The organism is Streptomyces sp. NPDC028368 (genome assembly GCF_055565615.1).
The window spans coordinates 513,837-532,663 of sequence record NZ_JBVHTY010000004.1 but is presented as its reverse complement, the minus strand read 5'-3'; the positions used below and the strand labels follow the sequence as shown (position 1 = coordinate 532,663).

The window sequence follows — 18,827 nt, the reverse complement described above, 5'->3', positions numbered from 1 at the left end:
CATGGGTACCGTCGTCGCCATCGGGGAAGGGGTGAAGACCTCCGGGTTTGCCCTTGTAGGCGTGACCGTGCGGGCTGCCGAAGCACCCGACAGCGTCCGCGCCGTCTGGCAGGAACTCCCCGGTGACGTCGCCCTGGTGATCCTCACACCGGCCGCCGCCGCGGCCTTGGGCCCCGACGCGCTGAACGCTTCACAGCCGCTGGCGGTGGTGATGCCGCCATGACCGCGACCCCGACCGTCCCGACCGACCCCCTCGATCCCATTCGGGCCGCGTTGCTGCAAGCCGCCCGGGCCGAGGCCGACCAACTCATCGCCGACGCACGCCGCGACAGCGCGGCGGTGATCGCCGCAGCACGCGCGCAGTCCGAGGTGCTCCTCCGCGAGGCGCGTCTCGAGGGCGAGGCCGAAGGCGCACACGACGCGGAAGCCGCCCTGGCCCAGGCTCGCCGGGAAGCCCGCAGCGACCTCCTCCGGGCCCAGGCGCAGGCGTGCGATGACTTGCACAGGCGGGTTGTCGAACACGTTCGGGGCTTCCGACGGGAGGAGACGTATCCCGTCGTTCGCGACCGGCTCGCCCAACGCGCCCGCCGCATCCTGGGCTCCGGCGCCACCGTCACCGATCATCCGCACGGGGGCGTGGTCGGTACGGCTCCCGGCCGCACCACCGACCTCAGCCTCGACGCCATGGCCGCCCGGGCGCTGGACCGCGCCGGGACGGAGATCGAGTCCCTGTGGAAGACCTGACCGCGGCGGGGCGCGGCGCCACCCGGCCTCGATCCAGCCGCATCCTGCGGGTGGCCGGGCCGCTCGTCGAGCTGGAGTACACGGGCGATGTCGCCATGAACGACATGGTTCTGCTCGGCGCATCGCAGCTGCCCGCAGAGGTGGTCGCGATCACCACGTCCCGCGTCACGGTCCAGGCCTACGAATACACCGGTGGTCTGGCACCGGGACACCACGCCCGCGCGTTGGGTGTTCCGGTGTCCGCGCAACTGTCCCCCGCCCTGTTGGGCGGCGTGTACGACGGGTTGCTGCGCCCTCTGGCGGCCGCCGGGGACTGGCTCACACCAGGAACGCGTGGGGATTCCGAGCCGACCCGGACATGGCTGTTCAGCCCGTTCGTCCCCCACGGCCGGCACGTGACGGAAGGGAGCGTCGTGGGTGAGGTAGCCGTCGTCGGCAGCCTGCGGCCCCGCATCCTCGTACCGCCCGGGTGCTCGGGCGAAGTCGAGTTCGTAGCTGCCGAAGGGGAACATCCCGAGGACGCGGTCCTCGCCGTCGTCGGCAGCGTCGAGATCCGGGCCAGGACCAGCTGGCCGGTACGCCGTCCGCGTCCGGTCCGCGAGCGGGTCCCCGCGCGAGCCCCTCTGGCCACCGGGCAACGGGTGGTCGACCTGCTCTTTCCCGTGGCGCGCGGCAGCACCGTCGCGGTGCCCGGGGGCTTCGGCACGGGCAAGACCGTACTGCTGCAGCAGATCGCCAAGTGGTGCGACGCCGATGTCATCGTTTACATCGGCTGCGGGGAGCGCGGCAACGAGATGGCGGATGTCATCACGGATTTCTCGGCGCTGAACGACCCGCGGACCGGAGGGCGCCTCGCCGACCGCACAGTGATCATCGCCAACACCTCCAACATGCCGATGATGGCTCGCGAGGCCAGTGTCTACACCGGCGTCACCGTCGCCGAGTACTTCCGGGACATGGGGTACGACGTCGTGGTCATCGCCGACTCCACGTCCCGCTGGGCCGAGGCCCTCAGGGAGTTCGCCTCCCGGACCGGTGCACTTCCCGCGGAAGAGGGCTATCCGGCCGGCCTGGCTTCCGCCCTCGCGGCGTTCTACGAGCGGGCCGCGGCGGTGACGACGCTGGGGGCGGGGCCCGGCTCGGTGACGGTCATCAGTGCGGTCTCCCCGCCCGGCGGCGATATGGCCGAGCCGGTCACCTCGCACACCGAACGGTTCGTGCGCGGCCTGTGGACGCTGGACCGGGACCTGGCCTATGCCCGCCACTACCCGGCGGTTTCGTGGTCGCACTCCTTCTCCCGTGACGCCGATGTCCTGGCCTGCGGCCCTGCCGCGGGAGCCGAGCGGGAAGCGGCTGGCCGGCGCGCCGCCGTGGCCGGTCTGCTGGCGGAAGCGGACCGGCTGGCAGACCTGGTCGATCTGGTCGGCATCGCCGCGCTGCCCGCGCACGAGCGCATCAACGTCCTCGCCGGCCGCCTGGTCCGGGAGGCCGTCCTGCAACAGAGCGCTCTATCCCCCACCGACGCCCACAGCACTCCGGCCAAGACGGCCGCGCTCGTCGACGCCGTGCTCGCCGTCGTCGAACGGTGCCGCGCCCTCGTCGTCTCCGGGGTCCCGCCCGAAAGCGTCGAACAAGCGGACTTCACCGCCCTCCTCAGAGCCCGCGAAGAGGCCGGGCCGGATGACACCACCGTGGTGGAGGCCAGTCGTGACGCGGTCCTCGGCGTGCTGGAAGATCTGCCGTGACCACCGATCCCGAGCCCGTCGAGTACACCACGGTGCGGGAGTTGCGCGGGCCCCTCGTCGTCGTCGCGGGGGTCACCGGGGTCGGCTGGGACGAGTTCGTGACGATCACCCTCGGCTCGGGGGAACGCCGGCATGCCGTGGTACTGGAGGTGAAAGACGACCTCGCCGTGGTCGAGGTGCTGGAGAACACCAGCGGCATGGACCCGGCCGCGCTGCGGATCGCCTTCAGCGGGTCCCCGTTGAGGATCCCCGTCGGGGAGGGCTGGCTGGGCCGGACGTGCGACGGCAAGGGCACCCCGCTCGACGGCGGACCGCCCGTCTTCGGAGCGACTTCGGCGCCGGTGGAGGGGGTGGCGATCAACCCGGTGCGCCGACAGCCACCCGCCGAGCCGGTGCTCACAGGCGTTGCCGCCATCGACGCGCTCACCACGCTGGTACGCGGGCAAAAGTTGCCGATCTTCTCCGTGGCGGGCCTCCCCCACCTGGAACTGGCCGTGCAGATCGCGGCTCAGGCCACGACCGCGGGCGAGCGGTTCAGCGTCGTTTTCGCCGGCATGGGACTCACCCACGCGGACGCCTTCTTCGTCAGCGATGCGCTGGAGGAACGCTCGGCAGCCGGTGAACTCTCCTTGCTGCTCAACACCGCCGACGATCCGGTGATCGAGCGCATCCTCACACCGCGCCTGGCACTCACCGTCGCCGAGCACCTCGCGTTCACCGGCGGAAGGCACGTCTTGGTGATCATGACGGATATGACGGCCTACGCCGAGGCCCTGCGCGAGGTGTCCGCGGCCCGCGGTGAGATCCCGGCCCGCCGCGCCTACCCCGGATACCTCTACAGCGACTTGGCCTCCCTGTACGAGCGGTGCGGGCGCATCATCGACCGGCCCGGCTCGGTCACGGTGCTGCCCGTCCTCACCATGCCCGCGGGCGACATCACCCACCCGGTACCCGACCTGACCGGTTACATCACCGAGGGCCAGGTCGTGCTCTCTCCACAGGTCCACGCCCAGGACGTCTACCCGCCCGTGGACGCCCTGTCCTCGCTCTCGCGCCTGATGCGCAAGGGCGCGGGCCCGGGCAGGACCCGCCCTGACCACCTGGACGTGGCGGCGCAACTCCTTGCCGCTCTCGCCCGCGCCCGGCAGGCCGGTGAACTCGCCGATCTCGCCGGAGAGTCCGCCCTGAGCCCGGCCGACCGCCACTACCTCGTCATGTATCCGGCTTTCCTGCACAGCTTTCTGCACCAACGGCGCGACCAGAGGCTGACTCTGGACGAATCCCTGGAGCGCGCCTGGCAGGTCCTGCTGACGCTGCCGCGCAGCGAACTGGGCATGCTTCCGGCCGCGTTGCTCGATGCGCGTCACCCTAGCGAAGCCACCGCCCCGGAGAGCGAGGCCGCGCCGTGACACCGGCCTCTCCTCCGCCCGTCGGCCGTGCAGCTCGACTGCGTCTCCGCCACAGCCTCCAGGTCGCCGCGCGCGGCGCCGACCTGCTCGACCGGCAGCTGCACCTCCTGCAGAACGAACTGGACCGCAGACGGCAGGCCGAGACAACCGCCCGTGCCGCCTGGGAGGCGGGCATGCGCGAGGCGCGGACATGGCTGCGGCGCGGACTGCTACTCGGTGGTGAGAGCGCCCTGCGGACCGCCTCGCGGGTATCGGCAGCCGACGTCGCGGTGGAGTGGGGCGATTCTCTCGGCGTACGGCACCCGGGCCGCGCGACCGTCTCCGCGGGCATCAAACCCGCATCCGAGGCGGCCCCCGGCAATACGGCTCTGGTGCACGCGCGGACGGCGTACGCCGCCGCAGTCGCAGCCGCTGCCGAGTACGGCTCCGCGACGGCCGCCTCCCGCATGGTCGAAGCGCAGGTGCGCAGCACACGGTTGCGGGTCAGGGCACTGCGTCGGCTGCGGATTCCCCGTCTGCAGCAGGACCTCGCCGCCGTCGAACTCGCTCTGGAGCAGTCGGAGCACGAGGACGCGGTCCGCCGGCGCTGGGCGGCGAAGGGCTCCGGGTCAGGCCAGTAGGAAGTGGAGCCTCCGAGGCTACGGGCGGCCTACCGGCCCCCGTTCCGGGCCCTTCGGCCCCATGCGTTCCGGGCCGCCCTTCAGGGATCGTGGAAACAGGCCCCGCGCCGGAAGGAACCGCCATGGCCTGGGAGACGATCCGTAAAGATGTCGCCGCGGCGCGCGTCGCCCCAAATCTCACCGACTACGACCGAGCACGGGCCGCATTCACCTGGTCACAGGCGAAGGAAGCGCTGGCAGGGCTTCCCGGCGGCGGGCTGAACATGGCGCACGAGGCTGTCGACCGGCACGCGGCCTCTCAGGGAGAGAAGGTGGCCCTCCGGTGCATCGCACGCGATGACTCGATCTCCTCCATCACCTATGCCGAGCTGAAGCGCCGTACCGCGCGCTTCGCACAGGTGCTGCGGTCACTCGGTGTGGGCCGCGGTGACCGGGTGTTCACCTTGCTCGGCCGCTGTCCCGAGCTGTACACCACCGTGCTGGGCACCCTCAAGAACACCAGCGTGCTGTGCCCGCTCTTCTCCGCGTTCGGCCCGGACCCGGCCGCTCAGCGTCTCCGGCTCGGTGACGGCCGCGTTCTGGTGACCACGGCGGACCTGTACCGGCGCAAGATCGCCGACCGCCGGGCTTCCCTGCCCAGCCTGGAACACGTCCTGATCGTGGGACCGGGCGGTGATCGTCGACGAGGCATGGCGCACCGGCAGTCTGGCGGCCGAGGTTTCCGCTCGGCTCACCGAACACTCCTTTTACGAATTGGACGCTCCGGTGGAGCGCGTATGCAGTGCGGAAGTGCCGATTCCGTACGCCCGGCAGCTCGAGGAAGCGGCACTCCCGCAGACCGCCGACATCGTCGCGGCGGCGCACCGGGTGGTGGACTGACATGGCCGAGTTCGTGATGCCCTCACTAGGGCGTGTCTCCCCGATCGAGAGTCATTCCTACTCCTGCTCACACGCGATTGCGGTAGTCGACGTCAGCGCGCGGCGTGGTCGATCGAATCGAGGAGTGCCCAGCCCCTGGGCGGCAGCTCAGTCGGCGATGTCCGCTATCTCCCGGCTGCGGCCTGCCCACTGGATCACGTACGGCATGGCGAGACCGGCTGCGACGAACACACCGCCCATCACGAGCCAGCCGGGTGTCCCCCAGGTCACGCAGAGCAGGCCCAGCAGGCTCGGTGCGACGATGTAGCACAGGCCCATGCCCATTCCGAACACCCCGGAGTACTGGCCCTGGGCGTGTGCGGGAGCCAGCCGGAACCGGAGCTCCAGTGAACCGGCCGCATGCCACAGTGAGCCCACCGTATGAATGGCGACGCCGGCCATCATGATCGTCACGGCGACCCAGCCGGGTACTCCGGAGGCTGTTGCGATGACCGCCATGCCGATCAGGAACGCCAGCCCGGCGCGGCGGGTGGCCTGGCCGGCGATCGTGCCGCCCTTGACCGCGCGACTGGTCCGCATCTGCAGGAACACCACCATCACGGTGTTGACGGCGATCGCCAGACCGACGAACCATCGTGGTGCGTCCGTGTGCAGGACCACCCACAGCGGCAGGGCGTAGGACAGCACCTCGCTCTGGATCCACATGATGCCGTCGAGCACGACGAACGCCACGTACGGCTTGTCCTTGAGCGCGATCCACCGGCCTTCCTCGTGCGGGGACGGCAGGGGTTCGAGCTTGGGCAGCTTGACCAGGACGGCGGCACTGCCGATGAACGTCAGCGCGTTGGCGAAGATGAGGGCGCGGTAGGCGAAGTCGCTGTCGATCTGCATCACCGCACCGGCCGCCAGCGCGCCGAACGTGCTGGCGAGCATGGCCACCGATCTCAGGTAGGAGCGGAACTTCGGCACCTCGTCACCGCCGAAGCGGCGGATCATCGGGCCACGTGCCGCACCGCCGGACGAGCCGGCGAGGTCCGTCACGGCCACAGCCAGGACGAACAACCATAACGAGTGGGCGAACAGCAACGACGTCATGGAAAGGGCCTGGATCAACAGAGTGATCAGAAAGATGCCCTTCGAGCCGCGGCGGTCGGCGAGATGCCCTACCGGGATGCCGGCGATCAGACCGACCACCCCCGCGACACTGAGTCCGAGGCCGACCTGCCCGATGGACAGGTGGATCACCCTCAGGGCGTACAGCGGCACGGTTGCCAGGAAGGCCGCGGTGCCGAGCTGGTTGACGAAGCCGGCGAGGGCCAGCTTCCCCTGGGGGCCGGACTCCAGCAGCAGCCCTCGCCGTACCAGCCAGGATCGGTTTGCGTCGCCGATTTCCCCAGGTGTGCTGTCGGTTGACGTGGTGGGGGCTTGACTCACCCTGTACTCCAGTGTCTGTCGATCGTGCCGTGTCGAGATCAGGGATGTGCATGTGAAGCCGGTGTGCCGCATGGCTCCGCTGCGAGGATCACGAAGAAGCGAGCCGATCGTTGAGAGGGTGAGCGATCACGGACGCTCCTTCCCAACACCCCCCGCACCGGCCAGGTTTGAGACGAGGCAGGCGTGGAGTATGCCCAGGTGAGAGCCATGATGAGAAGGCACCTGGGGTTGGGGGAATGTCACAGCGAAAACGGGAATCTGCACACGGCCCGCCCGGTTATTGAAAGTGGTGCTTCCCTCTCACGAACTTCTGTCACGAGCGGAGCCAGATGAGGAGAGCGGCGGCGGTGACGGTGCCGAGGTAGACGTATCCTCGCTTGTCGTATCGGGTGGCGACGGCTCTGAACTGCTTGAGCTTGCCGATGGCCCGCTCCACCTGATTGCGATCTTTGTACCGGTCCTTGTCGAAGCCCGGAGGCCGTCCGCCGCGTGAACCCCTGCGCAGGCGGGCGGCCTTGTGGTCCTTCTTCTCCGGGATCGCGTGCCGGATGCCGCGCTTACGAAGGTAGGTGCGGATCTTGCGGTTGCTGTACGCCTTGTCAGCGCCCACGCTGTCCGGGGTGCGACGGGGACGCCCGAGCCCCGTGCGGGGAACGCGGATCTTGTCCATGACCGCCTCGAACTGGGTGCAGTCCGCCCGCTGCCCCGGTGTGATGAGCAGGGACAGCGGGCGGCAGCGGCCCTCCGCGGCGACATGGATCTTGGTGGTCAGCCCGCCGCGGGAGCGGCCGAGGGCCTCACCTGGCGCACCGCCTCCTACAGCAGGAGCCGCAGGGTGATGTGCGCGTGCAGATGAACCGATCTTTGTGGTCCCCCTTTTGAAGAGCTGGTTGGGGTGGGTGGCGGCTTCTTGGGAGCGCCGGCGGCGTGCTGGTGGGCCCGCACGTAGGTCGAGTCGATGTTGACGTTCCAGTCGAGGTCGCCGTCGGCGTCGGCAGCGGCAGCGGCCTGGACATGCTGGAGGAGCATCTCCCAGGTGCCGTCGGCTGACCACAGCAAATGCCGCTTGTGGACCGTCTTCCACGGGCCGAAGCGTTCGGGCAGTTCACGCCACTGCACCCCGGTGCCGAGCCGGTGAATGATCCCGTTGATCACTTGACGGTGATCCCGCCAGCGACCGCATCGGTTGTTGCTCACCGGCAGCAGCGGCTCCAGCACAGCCCACTCGGCGTCAGTCAGATCCCCCCTGCTGAGCATGACCAGAACAACGAACCACCTGATCAAAGAGACACGGCCTAGGCGCCGACATGGACGAGGGGGTACTCCAGGAGTGGCTGGTGACGCCCGGTGACCAGGTCTCCAAGGGAGACCCGGTCGCAGTCGTCGAGACGGCGAAGTCCGCCATCGAGGTGGAGTGCTTCGAGGCCGGAACGGTGGGACGGTTGCTCGTGGAGCCGGGTACGACGGTGCCCGTGGGCGCACCTCTCGCCCTCATCGAAACGACGGCCGCCAGGTCCCGGCCGAAGAAGCGCGCGAAAGCGGACGCGGCCGCAGAGCGCACGAAGGCTCGTACGCCCGCCCGCGGCGAATCCCGACCGACCGCAACCGAGCGAATGCCGAAGAGTAAACCCGCGGTTGCCCCGGCCTCCGCCGACGGCGGACACGCCGAAGCGGGCCCGCTGATCCGTCACCTCGCCGAGCAACGAGGCATCAACTTGCAGACCCTTGAAGGCTCGGGCCCCGGCGGCCGTATCACGCGGACGGACATCGACCGGGCCGTCGGCTCCGCCGCCCGGCCGCCGCGGGTCCGGGCGACTCCGCTCGCCCGGCGGCTCGCCGGAGAACTCGCCGTGGACCTGGGTACGTTGACGGGTACCGGACAGCGCGGTGCCGTGCGCGCCGCGGACGTGCGCGAGGCCGCCGAGGGCCACGCTCCCTCGCCCTCCCCCACCCCCGGCGCAGCAGCACCCTCGCGCACCGCGCTCAGCACGACCAGCGCTCGCCAGGCGATCGCCGACCTCATGGCACGGGCAAACCGCGAGATACCCCACTACTACCTGGCCACGACGGTCGATATGGCCACGGCGACGGACTGGCTGCACGACCACAACCGGCGCTACCCAGTCGCCGAACGACTTTTGCCCGCAGCCTTGTTGCTGAAGGCGGCAGCCCTCGCGGCCCGGGAAGTTCCCGAGGTCAACGGCTTCTGGTCCGAGGACCATTTCGTCCCGGGCGACGGCGTGCACCTGGGGGTGGCCGTGTCTTTGCGCGGTGGCGGGCTCATCGCGCCCGCGCTCCACGCCGCCGACCGCCTTGAGCTCGGACAGCTGATGGCCAAGCTGAAAGATCTGGTGAGCCGCGCCCGTGGCGGCAGGCTGCGCGGCTCCGAAATTTCCACGGCGACCCTCACCGTCACCAGTCTCGGCGACCAGGGCGTGGAGACCGTATTCGGTGTCATCCACCCGCCCCAGGTGGCGCTCGTCGGCTTCGGCCGCGTCGTCGAGCGGCCGTGCGCCGTAGGAGGAATGATCGGAGTACGCCCCCAGGTCACCGTCACCCTGTCGGCTGACCACCGGGCAAGCGACGGCATCGCCGGCGCCCGCTATCTGACGGCCGTCGACCGCCTCTTGCAGCATCCGGAGGACCTATGAATCGCGACGAAGCGCAGAACGTGGTGCGAGATGCCATCGAGGAAGTTATCCCGGGGGCCGACCTCAGCACGCTACGGCCCGACAGCACCTTCAGGGACACTCTCGAAATGGACTCACTGGACTTCCTCAGCTTTGTCGAGATCCTCAGCGGGCGCACGGGAATCCGCATCGACGACGAGGACACCCCGCGCCTGACCACCCTGGACGGCTGTACGCGGTTCCTGGCCGAACGCACCCAGGGCGTGCCTCTCTGAACGGCAGTTCACCAGACGGCAGTCACCCCGATGCGGCCGCCCCCGGTACGACGACGAGGGAACCGGGCGCCATGTGCGAGAGGGTGCGGCTGGTCGAACCGAGCACCATGCCGCGGAACCCGCCCACGCCGCGTGTCCCCACGACCAGGCAGCGCGCGTCCGCGGCCGCCTCGGCCAATTTCACCGCCGGGTTTCCGACCATAACCTGCTCTCGCACCATGACCTGCGGGTACTTCTCCCGCCAACCGGCGAGCGCCTCGGAGATGTCGATGGCAGACTCTTCCAGGTCCTCGGGCCAATCGCCGTGGCGTGGGCGGCGTACCTGCACCGCCAACAGGTCCGCGTCCCACGCGGCGGCCTCCGAGAAGGCGAACGACACCGCAGGCGCCGATGCCGCGGAACCGTCCACACCCACCATGACCGGCCCGAGCGGGTCGCCGTGTGCCGGCTCCATGACGAGCACGACCGGACACAGAGGGTGCCCGACGAGGGCCGGCCCGATACCACCGAAGGTGACGATCTCGCCCGGCCCGGACACCCGATGAACGCCTACCACCAGCAGGGAAGCTTCCTCGGCCACCTCGCGCAGAACGGACGCCGGGTGCCCGTCGAACAGTTTCGTGGTGATCTCCAGTCCAGGTACGCGCTCCGCTGCCGACTCCCGCTGCTCGTTCAGGAGTGACTGCCCGCCGGCGCGGAAATGCGTTGCCCAGACCTGCTCCGGCACATCGTGACGGGCTTTCGGGGTGGTCCCGGGTGGCCACTCCTGCGCATGTACCAAGCACAGCGGGCTCCCTCGCCTGGCCGCGGCATCCGCCGCCCAGTCCACCGCCCTTCCGGCCGTCGCCGCACGGGAGACCCCCACCACCACCGGTTTGTGTGCGTCGTAGCTGGTCATGCTCCCTCTCCTTCCGAAGGCAGGCCCTGGACAGGTCGGGGCGGCTCCGCTGCCTGGGTGACGGTGTCGTCCTGCAGGAAGGTGAGCCGGTCGTTCACCTCGACCACGCCGTCGACGCTTTCGCACAGCCGAACAGCGATGGGGACGAGGCTCTTGCGCTCCAAGGTCCCGCTGAGCGTCACCGTGCCATGAGCTACATCGACCGTGACGGCGGACGGTGCGACACCCAGCGTGCGGGTGAGCACGTCCTCCAGGATCTCTTCCTGGATCGCCCGGTCGCGCCGTAGGAAGAGCTGCACGAGGTCACGGCGGCTGATCACACCGATGAGACGGCCCGAGTCGTCGACCACGGGCAGTCGTTTGACCTTCTTCTCTTCCATCGTTCTGGCCGCCCGGACCACGCTCCACTCGGGGCGCGCCACCACAGCGGGGCTGGTCATGATCGCTTCGGCGGTACTCGGTCCGAGCTTGTCGGTATGCCGGCGCAGCAGATCGGCTTCGGAGACGACGCCCACCGGCCGCTCGTCCTCGTCGATGACCGGCACGGCGGTGATGTCGTACTCCTCGAGCAGGTGCGCAATCTCCCTGAACGGGGTGCCCGGCTGGACGACGACGGCGTTGGGCGTCATCAGATCGGCAACGCTGCGATGCCTCATCTCGGGCCGGTCCTTCCGGGATACGTCTGGTCTGGGGTTCTTGGGCTCACCGGCCGGTGTCCTGCTGCCGAGCCTGCCGCTCCCCGGAGCTCCTCGGTAGGGCCGGGTGGGACCCCACTGGGCCTGGTGGGCCCGCGCGTCGTCACTCGCGGGCGATCGTCAGATCGAGGAAGTGGGTGGAGCAGGAGATGCACGGATCGTGGTTACGGATCACCCGTTCGCACAGGGCGGTCAGCTCGGCGTCGGTGGGGTGGGGGCCGACGCCGAGGCGTTCTTGCACCGTGCGGCGCAGGTCCTGCTCGATCGCGGCCTGGTTCTGGGCGGTGGGCGGGACCAGGGCGGCTTCGGTGACGGTGCCGTCGGCGTCGAGGGTGTAGCGGTGGTAGAGGAGGCCGCGGGGTGCCTCCGTCGCGCCGTGTCCGATGCCCGCCCGCGCGGGCACGTCGACGTACGAGCGGGGCGGGGGCTCATAGGCGTCGATGAGGCGCAGCGCTTCGTCGACCGCGTACAGCACCTCGATGGCACGGACGATGATGCTGCGGAACGGGTTGCGGCACACCGTGCCCTCGCGGGGGTCACCCAGTCCGGCCTCCCGTGCTACGCGGAGCACGTCGGGTGGCAGCCAGCGGCCGCTCACGGCGTAGCGGGCGAGCGTGCCGGTGAGGTGGCGCCGGCCGTCGAGCGTGGAGTGCAGAGCGGTGGAGTGCCGCACCTGAGTCTCGACGACGTGGTCGGGGAAAGCTGGGAGGGGGAAGGTGCGGGTGGGCAGGGCGCGGTCGGTATCCGCGGGCAGTCCTGCGGTGCTCGGGGCCGCCATCGCGGTAGGGGTGCCGGAGTCGATGGCGTAGGTGCCGGGTTCGGTGAGCGCGAAGAGCTCGGTGTCGATCCCGGCATCGGGGAAGTCGAAGCCGGCCACCCATCGCGCCGTCGCCTCAGCGTCGTGCCTGGCGCGTTTGAGCCGTTCTGTCAGGGGCCGCAGTTCCGATCTGGTCGGTACCCGGTGGAAGCCGCCGATGCGGACGTTGATGGGGTGGATGGCGCGGCCGCCGAGCAGTTCCATGATGGCGTTGCCGGCCTGCTTGAGCCGGAGGCCTTGCTCGACGTGGGTGAGGTGGGTCCGGGCGAGGTCGATGACGCTGTCGACACCGAGGAAATCCGGGGCGTGCAGCATGTAGATGTGCAGGCTCTGGCTCTCGATCCATTCGCCGCAGTAGAGGAGTCGGCGCAGCGCGGCCAGTTGCCCGTCCACGACGATGCCACAGGCGTCCTCGATCGCGCGGCAGGCGCTCATCTGGTAGGCGACCGGGCAGATTCCGCACACCCGCGAGGTGATGTCTGGCGGCTCGGTGTAGGAGCGTCCGCGCAGGAACGCCTCGAAGAAACGCGGGGGTTCATAGATCTTCAGCCCCGCCTCGGCCACCTCACCGTCGTGGAGGCGCAGCTGCAGCGCGCCTTCGCCTTCGACCCGGGCGAGCGAGGACACCCGCAGCACCTTCGCTTCGCGGTGGGTCACCCGGGCAGTTCCTTCCGTGAGGCTGCATCGAATTCCGGCGCGGCGGTGTTGAAGGTACGGAGCACTCGCACCACGTCGAGGGTGTCCATGCCGTCGCGGCGCAACAGCGGAATGAAGGAGGGGAAGTTGATCGAGTTCGAGGGGCCGAAGCAGCCATAGCAGCCCCGCCCGTAGGCGGGGCACAGCGCGCCGCACCCGGCGTGGGTGACGGGTCCCAGGCAGGGGGTGCCGTGCGCAACGGTCACACAGGTGGTGCCGCGCCGCTTGCATTCGAAGCACACGCTGTGGGCGGGTACATCGGGCGTCCGGTCGGCGAGGTAGGCGGTGATGACCTCGATGAGTTGGCCGCGGTCGATGGGGCAGCCGCGCAGTTCGAAGTCGACGGGGACATGGGCGCTGATGGGGGTGGAGGTGGCGAGGGTGTCGATGTAGTCCGGCCGGGCGTAGACCGCGGCCTGGAACTCCGCTACGTCGGCGTAGTTGCGCAGTGCCTGGACGCCGCCCGCGGTGGCGCAGGCACCGATGGTGACCAGGTGGCGGGAGGCGGCGCGGATGTGTTGGATCCGCTCGGCGTCCTGTGCGGTGGTGACGGACCCTTCGACCAAGGACAGGTCGTACGGCCCCGGGCCGGGATTGCTGGACGCCTCGAGGAAGTGGGTGATCTCCACCCGCTCGGCGATACCGAGGAGCTCGTCCTCGCAGTCGAGCAGGGTGAGCTGGCAGCCGTCGCAGGACGCGAACTTCCACACGGCCAGCTGCGGTCGCCAGTCGGCGGTGGCTGCCATGTCACAACTCCCGTACGGCTAGGAGCGGTTCGGCCTGCGTCCAGGTGACAACCGGCCCGTCGCGGCACAGCAGCAGCGGGCCGAGCTGGCAGTGGCCGCAGTGGCCGGTCCCGCAGTGCATGGTGCGTTCCAGGGAGACCCGGATCCGGTCCGGGGCGAGCCCGCGGTGGGCGAGGTCGCGGGCGGTGGCCCGGATCATCACCTCGGGGCCGCAGAGAAACGCCGCGGCATTGTCCGGGTCGAAGGCGGCCCGGTCGAGGAGGGCGGTCACCACGCCTACATCCCCACGCCACTTGTCGTCGGGGCGGTCGACGGTGACCTGGACGCGGGCACCGGCCGCCCGCCAGCCGTCGATGTCCTGGGCGCAGAGCAGGTCGCCGGGGGCGCGTGCGCCGATGAGGACGTTCAGCCGCCCATGGCGCTGGGGCACGGCGAGCGCATCGTCGACCAGCGGCCGCAGGGGCGCCAGACCGAGGCCGCCGGCCACGACCAGCAGGTCCCGCCCGGCAGCGGCGGACAGATCCCAGCCGGTGCCGAAGGGGCCGCGTACGCCCACCGTTGCGCCGAGCCGCAAACCGTGCAAGGCGCCGGAGACCGCCCCGACCGCGCGGACGGTGTGGGTAAGCCGGCTCCCGTCGATGCGGCTCAGCGACAGCGGGATGTCGCCGACTCCGAAGGCGTACACCATCGCGAACTGCCCTGGGACGAAAGGCGGCAGTGCCGATGCCATGGGTTCGAGAACGATCTCGGCGGTGTCAGAGGTCGCGTCCGTACGTCTCCTCACTCGGTACGGGAACGGGGCCAGGGCAGGGCGGGCGGCTGTCATGGCGCTTCACCACCGGCCGCGGCGGCCGTGCGGCCAGGCGGGCCGTACAGGTCCAGTAGGCGGGTACGAGCGGCCCGCAGCCGTCGCCCGATCGCCACAGCAGCCACGCACCGGGTCACGGCCAGACCGAAGGCGGGATCCTCGTCGATCGCGGCGCGGACCTGGTGCGCGTCGAACTCGTACGCCTCCACGTCGCGCCTGGTCTGCGCGCCCAGGTGCCATCGGTAGGGTTCGAACAGCCAGGACCAGCCCAGCAGTTCGCCCTCGCCGAGTGTCTCGACAACCGTGGTGCCGCGGCCCGGCTCGTGCACGTCGAGGGCGACCAGCCCGGAGCGGATGATCCAGAAACGCTCGGCCGCACCGCCCTCCTCGAAGATACGGACGCCGGCAAGGAGCGAGACTTCACTGGCGAAACCGAGCAGCCGGTCACGGTGTTCGGACGACAGAGCGCTGAGAAATCCCTGCCCTTCCGCCGTCATGAGGGTGCCTCGCCCTGCGCCGCTCCTGCCGCGCGCTCCTCGTTCAAGGCGTGGGCCTCTTCGGTGATGTCGATGCCGACCGGGCACCATACGATGCATCGTCCGCAGCCGACGCAGCCCGAACTGCCGAACTGGTCGTACCAGGTGCCGAGTTTGTGGGTGGCCCACTGCCGGTAGCGGCTGTGGCCGGAGGCGCGCACCGGCCCGCCGGGCAGATGGGAGAACTCCAGGTCGAAGCAGGACTCCCAGCGACGCCACCGCTCAGCGTGATCCCCGGTCAGATCGGTGACGTCCTCGGCGGTGGTACAGAAGCAGGTGGGGCACGCCATGGTGCAGTTGCCGCAGGTCAGGCAGCGCGAGGCGACATCGTTCCAGCGCTCGGCGTGCAGGGTGTCGCGCATCAGCGTCTGCAGGTCCACGAACGGCATGGTGCGGCCCATCCGGTCGGCCGCCTCGGCGACCCGTTCCCGGGCCGCGGACTCGGTCTCCGTGTCGGTGGGCCTGCGTGGGAGCTCGGCCAGTACGGAGGCGCCCTCGTCGCTGCCGGCCCGTGCCCAGAAACGGTGGCCGCCGCCGTCGACGACCTCGGTGAGCGCCAGGTCGTAGCCGGGTTCGGCGGCGGGTCCGGCGCCCATGGACGTACAGAAGCAGGTGGCTCCCGGCTCCGTGCACTCCACCGCCACCAGGAAGGCTCGCTCGCGACGGGCCCGGTACCGGCTGTCGGTGTGCGGCCCGCCGGACAACACCTTGTCCTGCACGGCGATGGCCCGCAGATCGCACGGGCGCACCCCGAGGAACGCATACGACGGCGGCGGGGTGTCGTCCTCGGTCACCGTCATCGCGCCGTCGGGGCCGCGGTCTGCGGCCCACTGGCGCTCCCGCTGCGGGTGCAAAAACGTCTTCCACGACTGCGGCCCCGCGCTGTGCGCGAACGCCGCGCCGTCCTCACGCGGCCGCAGGCGGTAGTGTCCGGCCTCCAGCTCGACGCCCCAGCCGTAGGGAAGTTCGTCGCCGTCGGCAATTTCGGCCAGCACGATCGCACCGTCGCGTACGGTCGGCCCGATGACCGTACGGCCCCGCGCGACAAGGACCCGGATCAGCGCCGCCAGCCCGTCCGTGCCGATCACCGCGGTGCTGCCGTCGTCCGCCATCGCCCACCCTTCCGGCCCCGTTCGTGCGATCGCGGCCAGTATGTGCCGTCCATATCCCGGGACGTGGGCCGACAGCCCCTGCTGTGGCCCGTACGGCCCTGTTCCATGCCCCGGACGGGGCTGGCAGGCGCGGCTGCGCCGCAGGGGGCGCGGCAGCATGGCGACGTGGGGGGGAAGGCATCGCGTCATGGACGCTTCCTCTGCCGTCACACAGATCGTGGTCATCGGTGTCGGCAATGACTTCCGGCGCGACGACGGTGTGGGCTGGGCGGTCGTGACCGACCTCGCGCACCGGGCAGCCCGCCGGCCACTCCCCGGCGGCACCAGGCTGATCCGCACCGACGGCGAGCCCACACGCCTCATCAGCGCCTGGGCAGACGCCCATCTGGCCATCGTCGTGGACGCCGCACACGCCCATCCCGCCCGGCCCGGCCGCGTGCACCGCCTCCGGCTCGATGCCGATCTGCCGCAGACGCCCCGTAGCGAGAGCAACTCTCACGGCTTCGCGCTGGGCGACACGGTCCGGCTCGCCCGCGCACTGGATCGGCTGCCCGGAGAGCTGCTCGTCTACGCCGTCGAAGCCGCCGACACCAGCCTCGGCACCAGCCTTTCGCCGCAGGTCGCAGCCGCTGTCGAGCCGCTCGTCCAACGCGTCGAGGACGACATCGTGCGGTACGTCGCTGCCGCTCGGTGACCCGGGAAACGGAGCGGCGCCCTTCCGCCAAGGGGCCGCTCGGCTCCCCCGCAAGGAAGGTCAGCCCCTCCCCACTGACAGTGGCGTCGGCCCACAGTGACAGTGCGGGGCGACCGCGCGCGCCGCCCCGCGCACGAGCACGGAGTCGCCGCTCATCACCACGCCCTCGTGCGGGTTCACCGACGCGGGAGGCGGAACATGACCAGGACCCAGGAGTGGAAGGTGCGTCTCTACCTCTTCGAGGAGGACCGCACGACAAAGGCACGCATGGTGCTCGACACCGGCACCACCTCGCTCACCGGGTACGGCGCCGCCCAGTGCAGGCCGGAGGAGACGAACGTCCCGGAGATCGGGGACGAACTGGCGGCTGGACGCGCGATGATCGATCTGGGCACGCAGTTGATCGGTGTGGCGAACGACGACCTGGAGGGCATGGGTGCCCTTACACCCGGGACCCCGGAGCGGCCGGCCTGACAGGCAGCGGTTCTGGGCCTGCGCAACGCTCAGTCGTGGGGGACCACGGCCACCGGGCAGGTGACGTGATGGATGGCGGCGTGCGCGACCGGGCCGACGCGGGGTGCGAGGAAGGGGTGATGCCGCCTTCGGCCGACTGCCAGAAGTTCGGCCCCCGGCGCCGCCTGGACAATGGCTCGGGTCGCGCTCTCCGGCAGCATGGTCAGCTCCACCGACACGTCGGGGAAGCGCTCACGCCACGGACGGATAGCCTCCCGCAGCTCACCCTCCGCCTCCTTGGCGACCTCCTCCGCGACGTCGGGGTCGACTCCCCAAGGCGCGTACGCCTGCAAGGGAAGCGGACGACCGTGCACGGCCTGGAGCGGAAGCCCACGGCTCGCCGCAGCATCGAAGGCAAAGGCGAGCAGAGGCTCGCAGGGACCGTTCAGGCTCACACCGACGACGATCCGCGGCACGGGACCATCCGGGGCGTCCACGGACTCAGGACGCGGCGGTTTCGCATGCCCAGCCCCTCGGACCAGAACGACCGGCCCCTCGGCCCGGCCGACGACGTCGAGACTGACATCACCGAGCACATAACTCTCCCACGCCGTCAGAGCCCGGGACCCGAGCACGAGCATCCGCGACTCGCCCGCCGCGCGCAGCAGGGCGGACTCGGCCTCGGATCCCACCAGGTCCTCGATGATCTGCAGATGGGGATGGCGCTCCCGTACCTCGTCCAGCGCCTGGCGAACGATTTGCCGGGCGCCGGCGTTCTGGTCGCGCTCGGGGGGCGTGTCCGGCGCCTCTGCGGCCAGCAGGATCCAGGCATGAAGAAGACGCAACACCGCGTGACGCCGGTCCGCTTCGTCAGCTGCCCACTGCGCGGCGGCCAGACTCTCCGGTGAGCCGTCGAGCCCCACAGTGATCGATTCCGGCTCCATGGCTGTCCTTCTTTCGGGGCGGAGACAGGGAAACAGATCTGACCGGCCGACGAGAGAGCTGCCCGGGGAACATATGCCGGCAAAGGAGGCTTACCTCTCCTGAAACGGATTCACTCCTCCCGCGTGCCCCACTTGGCGGTGATCGTGGTGGAGTCGCCATCTCCCCTTCCCGCGGTATCCGACGGTCGGCATGCCGTCGGTGTACCCCGTGGCCACCTTGTCGAGAACCGCGGCGGAATTCGGCATTCTCTTCGATTTCCGTTCGTTGGGCGCTCGGCGCGAAAGCTTCACCGTCGATCTATTCGTCGATACTGCCGCTCGTCAGCGTTCCCTGCCCGGGGCAGAGCGGCGCCCGCCCCACGTATCGAGCCTGCTGGACGCTCCACCCTGCGATCAATGAGCCGATGGGCTCTGCCAGGGGGCCGAATGGCCCACGCCTCTCTGGCTCTCGGCGGCGGACAGTCCCTGTATTCCACCCGCAGATCTCTGCGCAGCAACACCCGGAACAGAGCACCCCGAGCACATACTGCACGGATGTCGACAGGGCGTAATAAAGGTGAATTTGTTGTCCTTCTAAGCAATCCGGGAATTTCACCGGGGAGACCGTGTGTGGATTTACTGGGAGTCGGCATGTGGCGCAGCGGAAAAGGTCCCGGCCATCGACGTCCGCGCCGACCGCTGTCTCCGCGTCG

General features: G+C 70.0%; 20 protein-coding genes. 10 read left to right on the top strand and 10 right to left on the bottom strand.

The window, feature by feature from the left end; all coding sequences use genetic code 11:
• Nucleotide 1 precedes the first annotated feature (1 nt).
• From ACZ4S3_RS12460 to ACZ4S3_RS12435, 6 genes are all read left to right on the top strand, one after another.
• A complete protein-coding gene (locus ACZ4S3_RS12460; RefSeq protein WP_467931259.1) occupies nt 2–223 on the top strand; it encodes a hypothetical protein in 222 nt (73 codons plus the stop codon).
• Nucleotides 220–744, top strand: coding sequence for a hypothetical protein (locus ACZ4S3_RS12455; protein ID WP_467931254.1), 525 nt, complete (start codon nt 220–222; stop codon nt 742–744). Before ACZ4S3_RS12460 ends, ACZ4S3_RS12455 begins: the two co-directional genes overlap by 4 nt.
• Entirely contained in the window at nt 732–2,489 is a 1,758-nt protein-coding gene (locus ACZ4S3_RS12450) for a V-type ATP synthase subunit A (RefSeq protein WP_467931252.1), read from the top strand. The genes ACZ4S3_RS12455 and ACZ4S3_RS12450 overlap by 13 nt, the downstream gene beginning before the upstream one ends.
• A complete protein-coding gene (locus ACZ4S3_RS12445) occupies nt 2,486–3,898 on the top strand; it encodes a V-type ATP synthase subunit B (protein WP_467931248.1) in 1,413 nt (470 codons plus the stop codon). The genes ACZ4S3_RS12450 and ACZ4S3_RS12445 overlap by 4 nt, the downstream gene beginning before the upstream one ends.
• A complete protein-coding gene (locus ACZ4S3_RS12440) occupies nt 3,895–4,518 on the top strand; it encodes a V-type ATP synthase subunit D (protein ID WP_467931244.1) in 624 nt (207 codons plus the stop codon). Before ACZ4S3_RS12445 ends, ACZ4S3_RS12440 begins: the two co-directional genes overlap by 4 nt.
• Nucleotides 4,519–4,640: 122 nt before the next feature.
• Nucleotides 4,641–5,414 (top strand): AMP-binding protein, encoded by a 774-nt coding sequence (locus ACZ4S3_RS12435; protein WP_467931239.1) that lies wholly within the window; start codon nt 4,641–4,643, stop codon nt 5,412–5,414.
• A gap of 130 nt (nt 5,415–5,544) precedes the next feature.
• Here ACZ4S3_RS12435 and ACZ4S3_RS12430 read toward each other — a convergent pair whose 3' ends face one another.
• Both ACZ4S3_RS12430 and ACZ4S3_RS12425 read right to left on the bottom strand, forming a co-directional pair.
• Nucleotides 5,545–6,831 carry an MFS transporter gene (locus ACZ4S3_RS12430; RefSeq protein ID WP_467931235.1) on the bottom strand — a complete coding sequence of 429 codons (1,287 nt, stop codon included), beginning with the start codon at nt 6,829–6,831 and terminating at the stop codon, nt 5,545–5,547.
• Nucleotides 6,832–7,144: 313 nt separating this feature from the next.
• Nucleotides 7,145–8,088 (bottom strand): IS5 family transposase gene (locus ACZ4S3_RS12425; protein ID WP_467931231.1). Its coding sequence is split into 2 segments (ribosomal slippage): nt 7,145–7,693 and nt 7,696–8,088, totalling 942 coding nucleotides; the frame shifts between segments, so codons are not numbered across the junction.
• A 50-nt stretch (nt 8,089–8,138) separates the two neighbouring features.
• On the opposite strand from ACZ4S3_RS12425, the gene ACZ4S3_RS12420 reads away from it, so the two are divergent.
• Nucleotides 8,139–9,482: a dihydrolipoamide acetyltransferase family protein gene (locus ACZ4S3_RS12420; RefSeq protein WP_467931227.1), complete on the top strand. Its 1,344-nt coding sequence runs from the start codon at nt 8,139–8,141 to the stop codon at nt 9,480–9,482.
• Nucleotides 9,479–9,736 (top strand): acyl carrier protein, encoded by a 258-nt coding sequence (locus ACZ4S3_RS12415; protein ID WP_467931223.1) that lies wholly within the window; start codon nt 9,479–9,481, stop codon nt 9,734–9,736. The genes ACZ4S3_RS12420 and ACZ4S3_RS12415 overlap by 4 nt, the downstream gene beginning before the upstream one ends.
• Nucleotides 9,737–9,758: 22 nt before the next feature.
• Here the strand turns inward: ACZ4S3_RS12415 and ACZ4S3_RS12410 are convergent, their stop codons facing one another.
• From ACZ4S3_RS12410 to ACZ4S3_RS12380, 7 genes are all read right to left on the bottom strand, one after another.
• The gene (locus ACZ4S3_RS12410; protein ID WP_467931219.1) at nt 9,759–10,634 is read right to left on the bottom strand and encodes a universal stress protein; all 876 of its coding nucleotides are present in this window, start codon (nt 10,632–10,634) and stop codon (nt 9,759–9,761) included.
• Nucleotides 10,631–11,290, bottom strand: a complete 660-nt coding sequence (locus ACZ4S3_RS12405) for a CBS domain-containing protein (protein WP_467931214.1) — start codon at nt 11,288–11,290, stop codon at nt 10,631–10,633. The genes ACZ4S3_RS12410 and ACZ4S3_RS12405 overlap by 4 nt, the downstream gene beginning before the upstream one ends.
• Nucleotides 11,291–11,432: 142 nt before the next feature.
• Entirely contained in the window at nt 11,433–12,803 is a 1,371-nt protein-coding gene (locus ACZ4S3_RS12400; RefSeq protein WP_467931209.1) for a Ni/Fe hydrogenase subunit alpha, read from the bottom strand.
• Nucleotides 12,800–13,588, bottom strand: a complete 789-nt coding sequence (locus ACZ4S3_RS12395; RefSeq protein ID WP_467931205.1) for an NADH-quinone oxidoreductase subunit B family protein — start codon at nt 13,586–13,588, stop codon at nt 12,800–12,802. Before ACZ4S3_RS12395 ends, ACZ4S3_RS12400 begins: the two co-directional genes overlap by 4 nt.
• 1 nt (nt 13,589) lies before the next feature.
• The gene (locus ACZ4S3_RS12390; RefSeq protein ID WP_467931200.1) at nt 13,590–14,414 is read right to left on the bottom strand and encodes an FAD/NAD(P)-binding protein; all 825 of its coding nucleotides are present in this window, start codon (nt 14,412–14,414) and stop codon (nt 13,590–13,592) included.
• Nucleotides 14,411–14,893 (bottom strand): cyclic nucleotide-binding domain-containing protein, encoded by a 483-nt coding sequence (locus ACZ4S3_RS12385; protein WP_467931198.1) that lies wholly within the window; start codon nt 14,891–14,893, stop codon nt 14,411–14,413. The genes ACZ4S3_RS12390 and ACZ4S3_RS12385 overlap by 4 nt, the downstream gene beginning before the upstream one ends.
• Nucleotides 14,890–16,044 (bottom strand): 4Fe-4S dicluster domain-containing protein, encoded by a 1,155-nt coding sequence (locus ACZ4S3_RS12380; protein WP_467931194.1) that lies wholly within the window; start codon nt 16,042–16,044, stop codon nt 14,890–14,892. The genes ACZ4S3_RS12385 and ACZ4S3_RS12380 overlap by 4 nt, the downstream gene beginning before the upstream one ends.
• Before the next feature lie 187 nt (nt 16,045–16,231).
• Between ACZ4S3_RS12380 and ACZ4S3_RS12375 the strand changes: the two genes are divergently transcribed.
• Entirely contained in the window at nt 16,232–16,738 is a 507-nt protein-coding gene (locus ACZ4S3_RS12375; protein WP_467931191.1) for a hydrogenase maturation protease, read from the top strand.
• Nucleotides 16,739–16,936: 198 nt separating this feature from the next.
• The gene (locus ACZ4S3_RS12370) at nt 16,937–17,212 is read left to right on the top strand and encodes a DUF1876 domain-containing protein (RefSeq protein ID WP_467931188.1); all 276 of its coding nucleotides are present in this window, start codon (nt 16,937–16,939) and stop codon (nt 17,210–17,212) included.
• Nucleotides 17,213–17,241: 29 nt separating this feature from the next.
• Here ACZ4S3_RS12370 and ACZ4S3_RS12365 read toward each other — a convergent pair whose 3' ends face one another.
• Nucleotides 17,242–18,135 carry a universal stress protein gene (locus ACZ4S3_RS12365; RefSeq protein WP_467931184.1) on the bottom strand — a complete coding sequence of 298 codons (894 nt, stop codon included), beginning with the start codon at nt 18,133–18,135 and terminating at the stop codon, nt 17,242–17,244.
• Nucleotides 18,136–18,827 lie beyond the last annotated feature (692 nt).